The organism is Nostoc sp. (assembly GCF_036917465.1).
Taxonomy (GTDB): Bacteria; Cyanobacteriota; Cyanobacteriia; order Cyanobacteriales; family Nostocaceae; genus Nostoc.
Genome location: NZ_JBALDL010000053.1, coordinates 1 through 16335 on the forward strand (window position 1 = coordinate 1; position 16335 = coordinate 16335).

The 16335-nt window shown below is 40.4% G+C and carries 12 protein-coding genes; 5 read left to right on the plus strand and 7 right to left on the minus strand.

What is annotated here, in order from left to right:
• Nucleotides 1-187 precede the first annotated feature (187 nt).
• The gene (locus tag V7K38_RS11055; protein WP_334857740.1) at nt 188-736 is read right to left on the minus strand and encodes a DNA cytosine methyltransferase; all 549 of its coding nucleotides are present in this window, start codon (nt 734-736) and stop codon (nt 188-190) included.
• Here V7K38_RS11055 and V7K38_RS11060 point away from each other — a divergent pair.
• The gene (locus tag V7K38_RS11060; RefSeq protein WP_334857757.1) at nt 639-917 is read left to right on the plus strand and encodes a hypothetical protein; all 279 of its coding nucleotides are present in this window, start codon (nt 639-641) and stop codon (nt 915-917) included. The two genes, V7K38_RS11055 and V7K38_RS11060, sit on opposite strands and share 98 nt — an antisense overlap.
• Nucleotides 918-983: 66 nt before the next feature.
• On the plus strand, nt 984-2522 hold the full coding sequence (locus tag V7K38_RS11065) for an ArnT family glycosyltransferase (protein WP_334857742.1): 1539 nt from the start codon (nt 984-986) through the stop codon (nt 2520-2522).
• Nucleotides 2523-2681: 159 nt separating this feature from the next.
• On the opposite strand, the gene V7K38_RS11070 is transcribed toward V7K38_RS11065, so the two are convergent.
• From V7K38_RS11070 to V7K38_RS11080, 3 genes are all read right to left on the minus strand, one after another.
• Nucleotides 2682-4613 carry a DMT family transporter gene (locus V7K38_RS11070; RefSeq protein ID WP_334857744.1) on the minus strand — a complete coding sequence of 644 codons (1932 nt, stop codon included), beginning with the start codon at nt 4611-4613 and terminating at the stop codon, nt 2682-2684.
• 187 nt (nt 4614-4800) lie between these two features.
• Entirely contained in the window at nt 4801-6108 is a 1308-nt protein-coding gene (locus V7K38_RS11075; protein WP_334857746.1) for a mannosyltransferase family protein, read from the minus strand.
• 327 nt (nt 6109-6435) lie between these two features.
• Nucleotides 6436-6807, minus strand: coding sequence for a hypothetical protein (locus tag V7K38_RS11080; protein ID WP_334857748.1), 372 nt, complete (start codon nt 6805-6807; stop codon nt 6436-6438).
• Between the two features lie 455 nt (nt 6808-7262).
• Between V7K38_RS11080 and dxr the strand changes: the two genes are divergently transcribed.
• Both dxr and V7K38_RS11090 read left to right on the plus strand, forming a co-directional pair.
• A complete protein-coding gene (gene dxr, locus V7K38_RS11085; protein WP_334857749.1) occupies nt 7263-8459 on the plus strand; it encodes a 1-deoxy-D-xylulose-5-phosphate reductoisomerase in 1197 nt (398 codons plus the stop codon).
• A 295-nt stretch (nt 8460-8754) separates the two neighbouring features.
• Complete coding sequence (locus tag V7K38_RS11090; RefSeq protein WP_265276131.1) at nt 8755-8952, plus strand: hypothetical protein; 198 nt, start codon at nt 8755-8757, stop codon at nt 8950-8952.
• Between the two features lie 299 nt (nt 8953-9251).
• Here V7K38_RS11090 and V7K38_RS11095 read toward each other — a convergent pair whose 3' ends face one another.
• Complete coding sequence (locus V7K38_RS11095) at nt 9252-9752, minus strand: acyl-CoA thioesterase (protein ID WP_334857751.1); 501 nt, start codon at nt 9750-9752, stop codon at nt 9252-9254.
• A gap of 116 nt (nt 9753-9868) precedes the next feature.
• On the opposite strand from V7K38_RS11095, the gene V7K38_RS11100 reads away from it, so the two are divergent.
• The gene (locus V7K38_RS11100; RefSeq protein WP_334857753.1) at nt 9869-11938 is read left to right on the plus strand and encodes a CHAT domain-containing protein; all 2070 of its coding nucleotides are present in this window, start codon (nt 9869-9871) and stop codon (nt 11936-11938) included.
• 374 nt (nt 11939-12312) lie between these two features.
• Here V7K38_RS11100 and V7K38_RS11105 read toward each other — a convergent pair whose 3' ends face one another.
• Both V7K38_RS11105 and V7K38_RS11110 read right to left on the minus strand, forming a co-directional pair.
• Nucleotides 12313-12657: a DUF1815 family protein gene (locus tag V7K38_RS11105; protein ID WP_334857755.1), complete on the minus strand. Its 345-nt coding sequence runs from the start codon at nt 12655-12657 to the stop codon at nt 12313-12315.
• Nucleotides 12658-13592: 935 nt separating this feature from the next.
• Nucleotides 13593-16335: hybrid sensor histidine kinase/response regulator (locus V7K38_RS11110; RefSeq protein ID WP_334857756.1), on the minus strand; the 2743-nt coding region annotated here is incomplete at its 5' end.

The window sequence follows — 16335 nt, forward strand, 5'->3', positions numbered from 1 at the left end:
TTAGATGCGGCATTTGCAGAAGTGACGATAGAAAATTTAGTGGGTTGGTTTACTCACTGCTGCTACTGTACTTCATAAGACTGATAATTGCTATACTCAGTTCTAATCTGACTGAAATATTTTTTCCTCTCAACATCTCTGTATTTTGTGCGGTGATTCTCCTTTTGTTCAAGATTAGAGCCGTGAACTAAAGGATTCCTATCGCTTTTGGGCATAGCTCTAATTTCTTTTGAAGATGAAGTGCGATCGCTTTAGCAAGAATAGGTGGTACAGCATTACCTACCTGATTGTACTGGCAAAGAAACTTCTCATTAAATCTTTCTTCTCGATGTAATAACTTGTGAGATACAACAGTCTTTTTCCCTAGAAAACGATAAGTATCAGGAAAAGATTGGACACGCGCCCCTTCACGGGCTGTCAAATTGCGATGCTGGAAAGGATGAAGAAAATTAGCGTAAAACGAAGCTGCTATTGTATGTGATGGTTTATACGGATTTAAACGTCGATTATTCTGGTCATAACTTATCTCAGATAATTCACCATTTCCACTACGTCGTCTAGCCCCATGTTCTTTCTTTTTATCTTTTTGGTTACAAAGTTGCTGTTTCCTTCTGTGGTTTCCTAGAGCGTGATTCGCAGTGATTTCTGATATTGTGAAAGATGGACACGCAACTATTAATGTAGAATTTCGACTGCCAAATCTACCGAATTTTACTATTGAGTTTGTTATAGACACAGGTTTTACAGATTACCTTTGTCTACCATCAGAAGCAGCTGTTTTGTTGGGTTTACCTTTCCTGTATGAGCTACCTGCAAATCTAGCTGATAATAGTTGGATAGATATACCAGTACATGAAGCTGTTATTATTGGGAATGGCGAAGAAAGAGTAGCCCGTCGTAGACATCGCACCATATAAACGTCTGCAAAATCTGGGGTACAATACCGCCTTACACTCTTTGAGATGATTATCCCGATTTGAGATATGCGTCTATTCCAAGAAAAAGAACGGTTATTTAGCCTACTGGTAATATCTCTAGTTCTATGGCTGATATGTTTGGGAAACTCCCCTTTACGAGATTGGGATGAAGGTACTGTGGCGCAGGTTGCTCGTGAAATTTGGCGTGCGCCACTTGGTTCAATGCATTGGCTTTACCCCACCTTGGGAGGTGAACCTTATCATAATAAGCCACCCCTGATGCACTTACTAATTGCTTGGACTTACTCTATCGGAGGTGTGAATGAGTGGACAACACGCCTACCAGGTGCAGTGTTAACGGCTTTAGGAGTGCCTTTGCTTTACTTGGTGGGATGTTTGCTTTTTAACCAAAGTCTACCAGCTGTGTTTGCCGCTTTAGTTTACCTGACAATGTTGCCTGTAGTGCGTCACGGACGGCTAGCAATGCTAGATGGTGCAACTATTACCTTTTTCTTGCTGTTGTTGTTTTGTTTGCTAAAGGCACGTCAGAATCGCCGTTATGCTTTAGGCGTGGGATTTTGTCTGGGATTAATCACTCTCACTAAAGGAATGATGGTTTTGCCATTAGGCGCGATCGCTTGTTTATTTCTGATTGCAGATCGGCAGTTTGCTTTATTAACCAGCCCCTATCTATTAGTGGGAATGTTTTTGGGAAATATACCAGCGATCGCTTGGTTTGCTGCTCAATGGCAACATTATGGCGAAAATTTCTTGCAAGTAAATTTTCAAGCACAAACTTTTGCTCGTCTTACCCAACCTGTTGAAGGTCATAGCGGGCCTCCCTGGTACTATTTTATTGAGTTAATTAAGTATAGTTTTCCCTGGCTATTATTTTTACCTGGAGGTTTTTATCTAGCTTGGAAAAAACGCCAAACAACCTGGGGTTGCCTAGTAATTATTGGCACAATTGTTTATTTATTAACTATCTCTTTAATGAGAACTAAGCTTCCGTGGTATGTTATGCCCCTATATCCCTTTTTAGCTTTGGCAATTGGTGCTAAACTTAGCGAAATTTGGCAGGACGGTCATTTTAGGGTGCGAAGTTGGACAATATTTCTGGCTATTATTGCTATTGCTGGTTTAGGAGGTTGTGTTTACTTTTTTATGAAGAAAGAGCCTATTTTAATAGTCATGAGCATTGTTTTAGCAATAAGTATGGGCATCGCAGCATGGCTAGTTAAACAACGCGATCGCAACTTTATTCCAGTTTTATTTTCTGGCATGTACTTAGTTTTAGCACTGTTGATGAGTTCACAATCATGGATTTGGGAATTAAAGGAAGCTTTCCCGGTTAAACCAGTAGCGGAATTGATTCGAGCAAATGTTTCACCAGGAACCCAAATTTATACTTCTTTTCCTTACAATCGTCCTAGCTTAAATTTTTATAGCAATTGCAAGGTAACTGCTACAACTCTGCCAGTTTTACAACAAATGTTATCTAATAAATCTTATTTGCTGTTAGATAATGGGGCTTTACAGCAAATAAATTTAACTGGTAGTAAAATCATAGGAACAGCTAAAGGATTTACACTGATTTCACCATAAGTTAAAAATCTGGGAAATCTTAGAAAGTAAAAGGCAAATATAAATAAAATTTCTCTACTAAGCTGTTCCAAATTTAAATTGCATGAACTGGGCGGGCTTTTGGGCGCACTCCACAAGATTTATGTTTAATTTGGTTATGCAAATTAGATGTTTTTTAGCTTAAGAGCCTTCGTCTGTTACTTGAACAGTGGATTGGCTAGATTGAGCTAGATAAATACCTACTAAAACTACGGCGAAAGTCGCCCAATCAAACAAACCTACCTGTTCTGAAAAAATGAACCAAGCAAAAATCGAGGCTAGAACTGGTTCGAGGAGAAGTGTGACGGCGACAACGCTTGCAGAAATTCTGCTGAGGCTATAAGCTAAAAGTCCCTGACCCAATACTTGGCAGAAGAGGGCTTGGAAAATGATGAAAAACCAACCCATCCAGGAATAAGGTAACAGTCGATCTTCCAAAAATGGGAGGACTGGTAGTAGAAGCATTGTTGTCACTCCACAGCGCCACAGCATGATAGTTGCAGTGCTAAATCGGGTTCGGAGTCGTTCTATCAGCAGCATACACGTAGCCATGAAAATCGCAGTTAGCAATGCTAATCCATCACCCAGTAATTGATCGGTTCCAAATTGCACCTTATTGATTTCAAATGCGATCGCTCCGCCCAAGGCTATAATTAGTCCAATCACGAATCTGTTATCGAAGCGCCGACCAAATAACACATATCCAGCCAAAGCAACAAATAAGGAGTTCAAATTAGATAGTAAAGCAACATTGGCAACACTAGTTTGACTGAGCGACCAAGCCCACAAAAGAAGGTAGGTTCCAGCAGAGGTTCCCATTGCCAACAATAGCCACACTTCTTGACTCGTAAAAGGCTTATTTTCTATAGGTTCATTATCAGACTCTTGGCTGCGGAAAGCCTGAATTAAATTCCATATTGCAAAGACAATTGTGGCAATCCAACTACGATGAAATACTACAGCATTTGCACCGATTTCTTGTTGGCATAATTTAGTCAGAGATGGTGCTAAAGATATGGGAATTAGGGCAAACAATAATGATACAGTTCCTAATAAAGCTGGTGTTTCAGAGAATTGTTGCTTTATTAATGACAATTTGCTCGTCATACTTTTAATGAAAGTGTTAACTATAGTTGTAACTGATTCCTGGAATGGGAAATTAATCGCAGGTTGGCTAGATACGGCTAAGTATAAACCCATTAAAACTACAGCGAAACCTGCCCAATTCGAGAAAGTTAATTTTTCCGAAAATATTATTAGAGCGAAAATGCCGCTAAATACTGGCTCTAACAGATGCACCAAAGAGACAACCACAGAGGAAAACTTGGCAAGACTATAGGTCAAAAGCCCATGACCTAAAACTTGACAAATGAGGGCTTGAGAAATGACCCAAAGCCACCCACTAAATGTAGAGGGGAAAAGCTGATCTTGAATGAATAAAAGTATGGGGAAGATAACTAAAGCCGCGATCGCACAGATCCACAACTGAATTATAGCCGGCGAGAATTTGGTTCGTAATTTTTCTACGATCAGCAGGTATACACTCAAGAAAATTGCAGAAACGATCGCAGCAAAGCCTCCTTCAACTTCGTCTGTGGCGATTTGCAGTTCTTCAAATTCAATAGCGATCGCTCCTGCAAGGGCGATGACCATCCCAATCAGGAATTGCTTCTCAAAACCCTTACGAAATAACAGCCACACCCCTAAGCTAGTAAATATGGGGGCGAGATTATGCAACACACTAGAAATTGCAACGCTAGTTTCAGTCAGCGACCAAGCCAAAAAGACTAAAGTAGCAGCCCAAAAAATACTGGCACCAAAGAATAGCCACAGATCCTGACTGGTGTAGGGCTGTTGTTCAACAGGTTTCTCTAAGGAAAGTCGCTGACGTACCGCTTTGTATCCATTCCACAACAAGAAGATTACACTAGCAAGCCACAAGCGATTAAATACAGTGGCATTGGGGCTGAGTTGAGTTTCGCTCAATTTCACGAAAATAGAGCCAAAAGATATGGCAGCTACACCGATAAATAATGCAGCCAGGGCTATTTTCCTTTGATTGGATACATTCATTAGGAAATTTAAATCAACTTCTCACCAATAAATAATCAAACCTCTAACCCAATACAGTTTTTCAAATCATCTGAAAACTAAGGCTTAGATCCCCGACTTCTCCAAGAAGTCGGGGATCTCATTGTTCACGAATGATTTAGGATTGCTATAGGTTAGTTAAAAAAGTTTAGCCTAAGCCGATTGACCTCTAACCAACCCAATGCTCTTGGGCAAATCCTACAGCTATTTTGGCTAGTAGTGTCACAAAAATGCCCAATATTAGATATCCCTGACGAGGATGGCGAGATAGCAGCACACCAATAGCTATATTCAAAGGCACAATACCATAAGCAAGACGGCTCAAGGAGATAGTACCTCCAGAGGCTAGTAGCAAACCAATACCGCAAAAACCATAAATAACTGTAACTGCGGTCAGCTGCGTACGTAAGCGCCACAACACATAGCTACCACCCAAAACCATCAACAAGTTGAGCAAATTATTCATCCACTCTTCACTCGCCAGAATCAACAAAAATATGGCTAAAGCATAAAAGCCATAAAATAATTTCAGAGAACTAAAATGTTGAGAGAAACGCCATAAAAGATAGCCACTGGTAACAATCACGGCAAACAACAAGAGATACCAGGGATCTTGAATCCCGCCAGATGGTTTTTGAATCCAACCATATTGCCAATTATTTGTACCAACTGCAATTTGCATCAGCATATTCAACCAACCCTGCCAATCAAACCCCAGATTTGGTCGCCATCCTCGTTGTGCTTCGATAAAAGCTAAAGGGTTGCCAAAATAAATCGCACAATACAAACTGAATAAAAGTATGCCAGTGGCGGTAGTAAAACCAGCAATATAGGCTATGGGTGGTCGGCGTTCTTTCCAGGTTGCGATCGCTAATGCTGGAATTAGTGCTATCCCTGTAGGACGTGTTGCTGTTGCCATCGCTCCCCAAAGCCCAGTCCAGCCATACTGCTTTTGATCGAAAGCCCGCAAAGCCGATGTACTCAAAAACAAATACAGCCCTTCTGTGTAAATCACTCCCGTAAACATGGAAGATGGATATAAGGAAACTACAGCAGTAGTCCAGTGCGCTGCATTAATGCCATAATGCTCCTTAACCCAAAAGTACAAACAGTAAAGCGCGGCAAAAAATGCCAGGTTGTTGACTAACGTTCCTGCTAATTCAAACGGCAAGCCTAGTTTCATCAAAACCCAGATGCTTAAGGGAAATAGGGGAAAGAAGGCAAGATTATGTTGCTTGCCGTCATTCACAAATTCATATCCAGAAGTAGCGATCGCTCGATAGTGCATACTATCCCAAGCATCAAAAACCCCCCAGCCAAAATGCGGCAAAAATTCTTCTGCTGGTAATGGTAGTTTTGGCGTAACCAGCAACATAGCAGCCCAGATGAATATTCGACTGGCAAGCCATAAGGCTGCGGGAAATAGGAAATCACTTTTCCATAAAACTTTTTTTATAACTATCTGAACTTTGACCATAAGGTTAAATGCTTCAACAAACTCCTTTCTGCATTCTTTTACTTATGGCTGTAACACAGCAATTTATGAGTAATATTTTGCATACTAAATCCTCCACCAAAATAATTCACAAACTGGATAAATTAGCAATTAATTAAAATTATTTCCTATTTGGTTACTTTTGACAATTGTCTCAAAATTTATCTTTAAAATATACTATTTTTGTCTAGATTTATGAAAACTTAGCAGTTTTAGGGTGTATTTTAAAAGTCGATGAAATAGTTTAGTGTTTACGTATACATGCTTGTTAAATCAAGTACAATACAGTAATTAAGTTTTTTGCCCTTATTATTTATCAACTAGAGAAAGGGCTTTTAGCTCTTTTTGTATGTATTCCCTAAGCTGATCTTCTGTATATTTAATTTCATTAATTCTTCCACTAGAAATAAGATTTAATCTTGTAACTTCTATTTGAGCCAGATGTACATAATCCTTATCATCTAGAAATTCAATATCTAACTCATCCCTAAATAAAGATACTGCTACTTTCTTGGAGTACAGAAGTAGCTTTTCCTTATCTTGTCTGCTGAATTTTTCTTGTTGTAAAAATAATTCTATAGCATTAACTCTCAAGTATTTACATAGAAAATGAATATCTACATAACCTGCATCATCAATATCTGATTTAAATGGTTTTGGTCTTGGGTTCAAGGCAGACATAATTGTAACCCAGTCTCTAACCGACTGATTCACCCATAGGAATGGAGTCGATAAAAGAAAGCTCAGAACATATAAAAAGGGAAAATTAGCTTACCAAGCTAATTTTTCTGCAAGGTCATATTTGTTTAATTCATTTATAAACTGCTTAAAGTAATCTATTCCACCAGAATATTTTTCATTCTCGTAGATTTCATTCAGGACGTTTATCATATCTTGTTGTTTATTTATCATGGCAAATATTCATCCAATTTTTTAGATTTATCTATTATTCTAAAACCTTGAAATTAACGGATTGGGACTGGGGCTAGCCCAGAGACGAGAAGAAGCAGGCACAGAAAAATTTTACTTTTCTCCTCTCTACTCGTCCGCGTCAGTGTATCGATTAGAGTGATTGTTGTTATGAAAGAGTCCCCAGCAATTTATAGTGGGAGTTGTCTGTAAATCCTTAAGCAATTGTGAAAGCGATTACTCTTGTTGGTTCCACTGGTTCTATTGGTACTCAGACTTTAGATATTGTTACTCAGTACCCAGATCAGTTTCGGATTGTGGGATTGGCAGCTGGGAACAATGTAGAGATGTTGGCTGCTCAAATTCGGCAGTTTCGACCGGAAATAGCAGCCATTTGCTCAGAAGATAAATTACCAGCGCTCAAAGAAGCTATCATTGACCTCGATCCCCAACCGATTCTACTGGCAGGTGAGGCGGGAGTGATAGAAGTCGCTCGTTACGGCGATGCTCAAACTGTTGTCACTGGGATCGTTGGTTGTGCTGGTTTGCTACCCACGATCGCAGCCATTGAAGCAGGTAAAGATATTGCCTTAGCGAACAAAGAAACCCTGATTGCTGGGGCCCCTGTGGTTCTACCCCTAGTCGAAAAACATGGTGTAAAATTACTCCCAGCCGATTCTGAACATTCCGCAATCTTTCAATGTCTCCAAGGTGTGCCAAAAGCAGGTTTGCGGAAAATTTTGCTCACTGCATCTGGCGGGGCTTTCCGGGACTGGGATGTAGAAAAGTTGGCAGATGTAACCGTTGCTGATGCCTTGAAGCATCCTAATTGGTCAATGGGGCGGAAAATCACAGTGGACTCTGCTACTTTGATGAATAAAGGACTGGAAGTAATTGAGGCTCACTATCTGTTTGGGTTGGATTATGACAATATCGAAATTGTCATCCATCCCCAAAGCATTATTCACTCGCTGATTGAGCTGCAAGATACTTCAGTTTTAGCCCAACTCGGTTGGCCGGATATGCGCTTACCCTTACTGTATGCTCTATCTTGGCCCGATCGCATCTATACCAACTGGGAACGACTAGATTTAGTCAAAGCTGGAAATTTAACCTTCCGGGAACCAGATCACCAAAAGTATCCTTGTATGCAGTTGGCTTATGCTGTGGGTAAAGCGGGTGGTTCTATGCCAGCTGTGCTCAATGCTGCAAATGAGCAAGCTGTGGCTTTATTTTTAGATGAAAAAATTCGCTTTTTAGATATTCCCCGGTGTATAGAATTGGTGTGCGATCGCCATCAAAACGATCACCGAGCAAATCCCTCTTTAGATGACATTTTGGCAGCAGATAAATGGGCAAGACAAGAAGTTTTAACCGCGACTGAAAAATTAGAAACTCACTCGCGGATAATTTCTCTGCGATAAAAACCTCTAGTCAGATATCCAAAAAGTAGATTTTCCAGCTTTTAATTTATTCTTGTTTAGCCTTCTGCATTAGCCTGAAGGCTAAACAAAAATTCTGCCAAATTGCCAAATCACTTGTCTCTTATCTAAATTATTCTGTCGTTTTCAGCTAATATAGCATTGGTATATTTAAACAAAAAATCTTAGCTTTAGTATCTACATCCAAGTTAGGTCTAATAGCTTTACCTCAGATAAAAATTTACCCTTTCTGAACAAACACCGGATCGGGCAAGGGCTATTGTTAAGGAATTTTATTATGATTGCTACCTTGATTGTAGCTTGGATTGTCTTCATAATATTGTGGAAATTGTTGAAAGCAACTGTGAGTAATGCATTAACTCTTGCCGCAATCCTTATTTTATTAAACATTGGTTTTGGCATTACCCCGCAAGATATTTGGCATCACATAATGCAGTTTACTCAAAGTTTATCAAATATCCAAAGCGGCAAGTAAAAAATAAAGTTAATTACATTCATCACAAAATTAACTAGTACAAGTCGGCGGAAATAAACCCACTATTACGAACCTTGAAAAAATCATCATTTGCAGTCTTTAAAAATGGTAGGCGTATTTACGCCGTGTTGTACTAGTAGTCTGTCAAGCTAGTGTTGAGGGTTTGTAGTAAGCACTTTAGTGCTTAGAAAATAAGGACTGAAGTTCTGACTACAAACATTCTTACCCATCAATTTAAACTTGACAGACTACTTGAGCAACTTGTTAAGGGTAGTTAAACTTCCGCCACAGTGTACTTATCAATCATTATTTAATGCTGAAATTTTGGCTAATGCATCCTTAAAACTAGGCGGCAACTGACGCATAATCTTACCTCTTTCGCGATCTAAAGCTACTAAAGTCACCTTGGCAGTAACGTACAATTCTTGTCCATCAGTGGAAACAATGGCATAATCCCAATTAATTCGGACACCAGTTACCTCAGCCATGCGCGTTTTTACTACCACTGCCATACCCAATTGAATTGAACGATGATAACGCAATGACAGTTCTACAACTGGTAAATCGCAAGCTATGGCGACTAAATCAGCAAATTCAATCCCTATAGATCGCAAGCATTCAATCCGCGCTTCTTCCATCCAAGCTATATAGGAACCGTGCCAGACAACACCAGAATAGTCAGTGTGGTGGGGTTGCACTCTCAGAGGATACTCAAACCAATTTCCAAATTCATGACTTGATGGATTATCAAGGGCGGTAGTGGGTGGTAATTCTAGTTTCCTGGGTTTTTCTTGTGACATTTTCACTTTTTTAAACACCTATAAATTTTCCAAATATGGAATAGCATAAAAATTAATTGCGTTCCATAACTTATTGCTTTAATATTTACACTTCCGAGTCTAGGGAGTGTTTTGTTATGCAGCCTAATCTCCAGTATGTTAGTCTTATTACTTTAACTCTACTTAGTTTACTAGGTTTTGGGATGGCGTACCCAGACAATAACCAGGTAAGCACAAATACAAGGTTGAAATACAACTTTGGTGAAAAAGCTCAAGCTTTACCCAAGAATAATCAGCTTTCAGAAATTGAAAGGCTCAATGAAGAAGCTATCAAAGAATCTCGGCAAGGTCAATCCAGAGAAGCCTTGCAGAGATTACAAAAAGCATTAGCTATTAGTAGAGAACTTGGAGAGCGGTCTTGGGAAGCGGTAACATTCAATAACATCGGCAGAATCTACCAAAGTCAAAGAAAGTATCCTGAAGCACTTCAATCCTATCAGCAAGCCCTATTAATTAATAAAGAACTTGGGGATCTCGTTCGACTTGGCAAAACCTACAGTAACATAGGTTACTTATTTGATATCCAAAATCAACCAGAGTTAGCAATTTTTTTCTACAAGCATTGCTTAATTAATCGTGAGAAAGCTCGCTTAAATCCATCAGCACTTAGTGCGCCACAACCTTATGCTTACAGCATAAGTGTTAGCCAGACATATCGCATTTTGGGTGAACGATTGCTCAAACAAGAGCGTGTTGCTGAAGCACAAAGGACAATAGATTTACTCAAAGTTGAAGAACTAGAAGAATATCTCCAGACTGTGCCAGGTAATCAACGTACTGTCAAAGCTATTAATATAGCGGCAACAGAAAAACCAATTAAACAAAAATTGGATCAAACCTTGGATAGTGCTGTTGTGTTGGGAAAAGAACTGACAAAACTACGGAAAATTTCTCCCAAGGAGCGATCGCTCCAACAGAAACAACGCATCGAGCAATTAGTCTTAAATCAACAGCAACTTTTGGATAAATTTAACGAATTTATCAATAGTACTTCGGTAAAAGCACAGGTAGAGCAAATTAGCCGTACAGCTAGGCGGCAAAATTTGGATTTGGAGAATCTCAACGAACTTCGGGATAATTTGGCGAGATTGCCTCAAAAATCTGCAATCCTCTACCCACTGATTTTAAAAGATAGCTTGGAATTGGTATTAGTCACCCCTGAATCTCCACCAATTCATCGCACCGTTGCCGTAAAACGCGAAAATCTGCATCAAACAATTGCTACTTTTCGCCAAGCTTTAATCAATCCCAGTCGAAATATCAAAGCACCTGCACACCAATTGTATGACTGGCTAATTAAACCTATAGAAAAAGACCTGAAGGAATCAGGTACACAAACTCTGATTTACGCTCCAGATGAGCAGTTACGCTATATTCCGATAACTGCTTTATATGATGGCAAACAATGGCTAGTGCAGCGTTTGGGTGTCAATCACATTACATCTGCCAGTCTGACTAACTTAAATACCCCACAGAAATCTACTTTGCGGGTTTTAGCTGGTGCTTTTACTAAAGGTAATTATGAAATTAAAGTTGGAAATCGACAGGTTGCTTTTGCTGGTTTACCCTTTGCAACGCAGGAAGTGGAAAACTTAGCCGCTACGATTCCTGAAACTACGAAGCTTTTAGATGAAGCTTTTAGCCCCAAAGTCGCTGTACCACAAATGGATGATTATACAATTGTCCATTTAGCGACTCATGCAGCCTTTGTGGTGGGGAAACCAGAAGATTCGTTTATTTTATTTGGAAATGGCGATCGCGTTAACTTTAGAAATGTCGCCACTTGGTCACTTCCCCATGTAGATTTGGTAGTGTTAAGCGCCTGTGAAACTGGCTTGGGAGGAAAGTTAGATAACGGTGAAGAAATTTTGGGCTTTGGCTATCAGATCCAACAAACCGGTGCTAAAGCCGCGATCGCCTCGCTGTGGTCTGTAGATGATGGTGGTACACAAGCTCTTATGAGTGCTTTTTATGGTATACTCTCCAGTTACAAGTTGACTAAAACCGAAGCCTTACGACAAGCTCAAGTCTCATTAATTACTGGAGACTGGAAGGCAAGAACCCACAATGTACCCGTGTCGGCAATTAGTAATTTTAGTCATCCGTACTACTGGGCATCCTTTATTTTGATTGGCAATGGACTTTAGGTGTTGCTTCTTCCCTATCTCTGTCCAAGGATGTCTTTTTCAAGTTTATGGCTGATTCCACCGAAAAAATTCATTGAAAATTCATAATTTCTTTATCTAAGTAGGTTTAAACTCCAAGCATCATTGGGTTGTTTGCTTGATAGTTGCAAGTCTTTATTAACCTATTTTTTGATTACTAATTATGTTGATTGTAACTTTCAGCTAAATCCTCAAAATGCGGCTGGTGAGGTTTTAGTAGATACTAAAAAATAGGTGATGGGCTACGAGCCAATCACTTAATCATAATGGAGAACAGGGTAAGAGCGATCGCTAACTAAGCCACCATTACCAATTAGGGATAATCGATTTCTAATTTGCGATCGAACTTTGGAGCCTTAATACTTCTTGGCAAGAGTTTTAGAGCCTGTATCAGTTTGCATAGAATGCTTGACAAGATCAGCTAGTTCGTCTAACTGACTAATTGCCTCCGCACCTTCTAGCTTCATTAATTCGCGGTCATCCCGCATTTCCGTCCAAGTAATCCCATAATCGGACACCAAAAACCGAATTAGGTGGTTATCACCCAAGCTAACCATAAACGATGCACTATTCATTTGGTCGCCGCAGGTATAACAAGACGCAGGATACCCGCGCCGCTCTAATACGACCGCCAAGGCTTGCAGGTTCATTACCAAGTCTTGGACGAATTGCCGATGTTGATGTGCTAGTCTCAGAAACACTTTTGTCCTCCAGACACCACAGTCATTTGAGTTTCTTTTATATTTTCTTTAGATTTTCTCATCCACTGGTATTGTAGACTATCCAATACAATTACCAGAAAAATGATATTGAGTCATTAATTGACTACCTTGTTTAGGGTAGTAGATAAGACTTTTGAGCGCCGTATCAAACTATTCAGTTTGCAAATTAAAAATCTCGGACAGAATTGCTAAATTTAACTATATCTTTATACACTTCTGTCAGGTAGATTCTTATATGAAGCGTTCGCTTTAAGAGTAACCTAAATCCAGCACTAGTCAAGTACAGAAAAGCTTCATATTTGCTTTTTAGTGACGACGTGCAGCTAAATTTAGTCTTATTTAAGGCTAGAACGTAGTTTTACATCGTTATAGTGTCTTTTGCTGAGATGTTTAATCTGTCCTTTTTACTAACGTAGATTTTGGTATAGACAAATAATTAGGTATACCAAATTGGTTCCCCCATATAATACTGTTGAGTAGACGACAGTGCAAATTTGAGTTTCAGTACTTAAATCAGATTAAGCATAGTTCTTTATACGAGCTTTACGTAACTGATAAACAAGTCTGAGTATAGAATCCAGAATGGATCTAACTCAACACTGACAATACCTAAACTCGACAGAGAAATGTTGCCATTTAGGAAATATTTTTATCTATTTTGGGATTATCCTCAAAAAGTAGTAGGAAATAAAGCACAGGAATTTGGAAAGACTTTTATCTTATTTTGTTTTTGCCAAATAAGATACACGTATAATATATTTCGATTATTTACTCAAACTAAGTAATTATTTTTTATTGGAAGTCGGCGGGAAACTCCACCCAAGAGTGGGTAGAGAGGGATAGCCACCAACAGACTTGGGGTATTGGGCATTGATAACTCTTCCCCATTCCCCATTCCCTTTTTTGATTACTTACTAAACATTAGTCGTAGTGCTAACAAGTTTTTCCCCTTTTAACATTCGCGCCGCCGCTTCGAGGAGAGCTTCTTCTAGGTAGGGCTTGGTAAAGTAGCCACTAGCACCGAGTTGAGCGGCAATTTGTCTGTGCTTGTCTGCACCCCGCGAGGTGAGCATTGCGATCGGTAGATGGTTGAGGTTAGAGTCTTTCTGAATGCGAGAGAGTAATTCCAGACCATCGCAACGGGGCATTTCGATGTCGCAAAATACGATATCGCAAGGCAGACCGGAGCGGAGTTTATCCCAAGCTTCTTGACCATCACGCGCCTGTTCTACGCGATAACCTGCTTTGTTAAATGTCAGGGATAGCAATTCTCGGACTGTAATGGAGTCATCCACGATTAGCACTGTCGGGTCAATCTTCGCAGGAGAGGTGTCAATGGGAACCCCTTTCTGTTGCCAAGAATTGCCACCCATTTGTGTAGAAATCCGTCCTTGGAAGATGTCAATGATTTCTAGTACGTCAGCAATGGGCATAATCCGACCATCACCCAAGACTGTAGCACCAGCGACACCAATGGGTTTAGGTGCTGGCCCTTCAAATTGCTTAATTACAATTTCTTGTTCGCTTAACACCAGGTCTATCTGTAGAGCAATCATGGTATTTGCCGATCGCACCACGACCACAGAAACCATATCATCATCTCGCGTACCGCCATAGACATTACCGCGACTGATTTGCCGATTGAAGGTTAAAAGTTCCTTCAGAGGTCGGAATGGCAACACCGTATCGCGCCAAGAAATAAATGATTGTCCATTAGCATCGTGCTGAATATTTTTCACTGGGATATCCAGCGTATCTTCTACACCGTCCATCGGGAAAGCGATTCTAGAGCGATCGGAGACACAGCAGAGAGCTTTACAAATACTCAGAGTCAGTGGTAGACGAATAGTGAAGGTGGTTCCCTTACCGATCGCAGAATCGGTGTTCACTGTCCCCCGAATTTCGCTAATTTCGGAACGCACCACGTCCATACCCACACCACGACCAGAAATTTCATCTGCTTGGTCTTTGATGGTAAAACCAGATTGGAACAGCAGATCGTAGACTTCGAGGCGAGACATGGCTTTTGCTTGGGCTTCTGTAATCATGCCAATCTTCACCGCCTTAACTTTAACCTTTGCCGAATCAATACCTGCGCCATCATCGCCTACAGAAATGATCGTTTGGTTGCCTTGGTGGAAGGCGCGGATAGTAATGATTCCCACGGGTGGCTTACCAGCAGATTGTCGTTCTTCTGGCGTTTCAATACCGTGAGCGATCGCATTATTCAGCATGTGAGTTAACGGATCGGTCAGATGATCCAAAATCATCTTGTCAATTAAGGTATCGCCACCTTCGATTACCAACTCTACTTGCTTGCCACACTTGATGGCGTTGTCTCGCACTCCTCGCCGCCAGCGATCGATAGTTTGGGCAAAAGGCACCATTCGCGCTCTTGTTAGTCCCTCTTGTAGCTGGGTTGTTACTTGGCGGAACTGCCTTGCGACTCGCTCGGTTTCTTCGGTGACAAAATCAATGTCGCTAGCTGACTCACGCACTCGGACAATGCGCTCAATCATCTGCTGAGAGAGTGTATGGAAGGGAGTAAAACGATCCATCTCTAACTCGCTAAAACCCCTATCAGCATTGGAATCAGGCGCTTGGAAGCCGGAGTCTTTCTTTTTGCGTCCAGCTAATAGAGAAGCTTCTAGGAGCGATCGCTCGTACAACTCTTGCATCCTTGCGCCCACATCCGAGAGTTGTTGTACCTGAATCAGCAAGTTATCTAATGACTGCCGCAGCCGTTCATGATCTTGCTCTAAGGTATTACGATTTACCACCAACTCCCCGACTAAATTACTCATATCGTCGAGTTGTTTAACTGGAACCTTCATCGTTTCTTCAAATCTTGCAGCTCGACGAGTAGAGGGACGGGGAGCTTTGCTGGTGTTTGATTTGGCTACTGGTGAATGGGATATTGTTTGATCCGCTTCTGCTAGCAGTTTCTCCAAGTCACCAAATTCATCTATAGCTAGTGATGAAATGGTATTTTTCGCCAAGGCTGGTTGAGTGTTTAATGGCTGGCGTTGGCGTAGCCCATCGGAGACATCGCTTTCGTCATCTGTACCAAGCAATTCTTCCAGCGCTGCAAAATCTACTTCTGGTATTGAGGTAGCTTTGGGGTTAAGTCCTACTTCCTCTCCTAGCAATGCTTCCAAGTCTGCAAAACCATCATCTGGAACAGCTATTTCAAGGGTTTCTGTCGTTACTAATTCTTCCGTTGAGGCAGCAATAGCATTTTCTTCATCTAGCCCTGGTGCAACTTCAAATATCTCTCCTAAATCAGATAAATCGGTTTCTATATTTTCTTGAATAACCGTTTGTATGAACTTGACAGCTTGTAAATCAATTATTGCCGCGTTTTCTTCTAACTCTTCCTCATTTGTTGCTTCTGATATAGCAGTTTCTGTAAACAATAAATCATTTGCAAAACCCAGTTCTGTGTTTTCTGTGAACTCAAAGGTAGTTTCTAAGTTATTGTTCTCCTCAGCCACAAAAACTTCTAAGTTTGTCTGGGCTAAATCTAAATTTTCACTAAAATTGATATCTAAAGAAGCTTCTGTAACCGATATTTCATTCACAGTATTCTCTGTGATTTCCATCTGAATATAGGTGGAATCATTTATGGCTACATCTTCAAATAGCAGTTGTGAATTT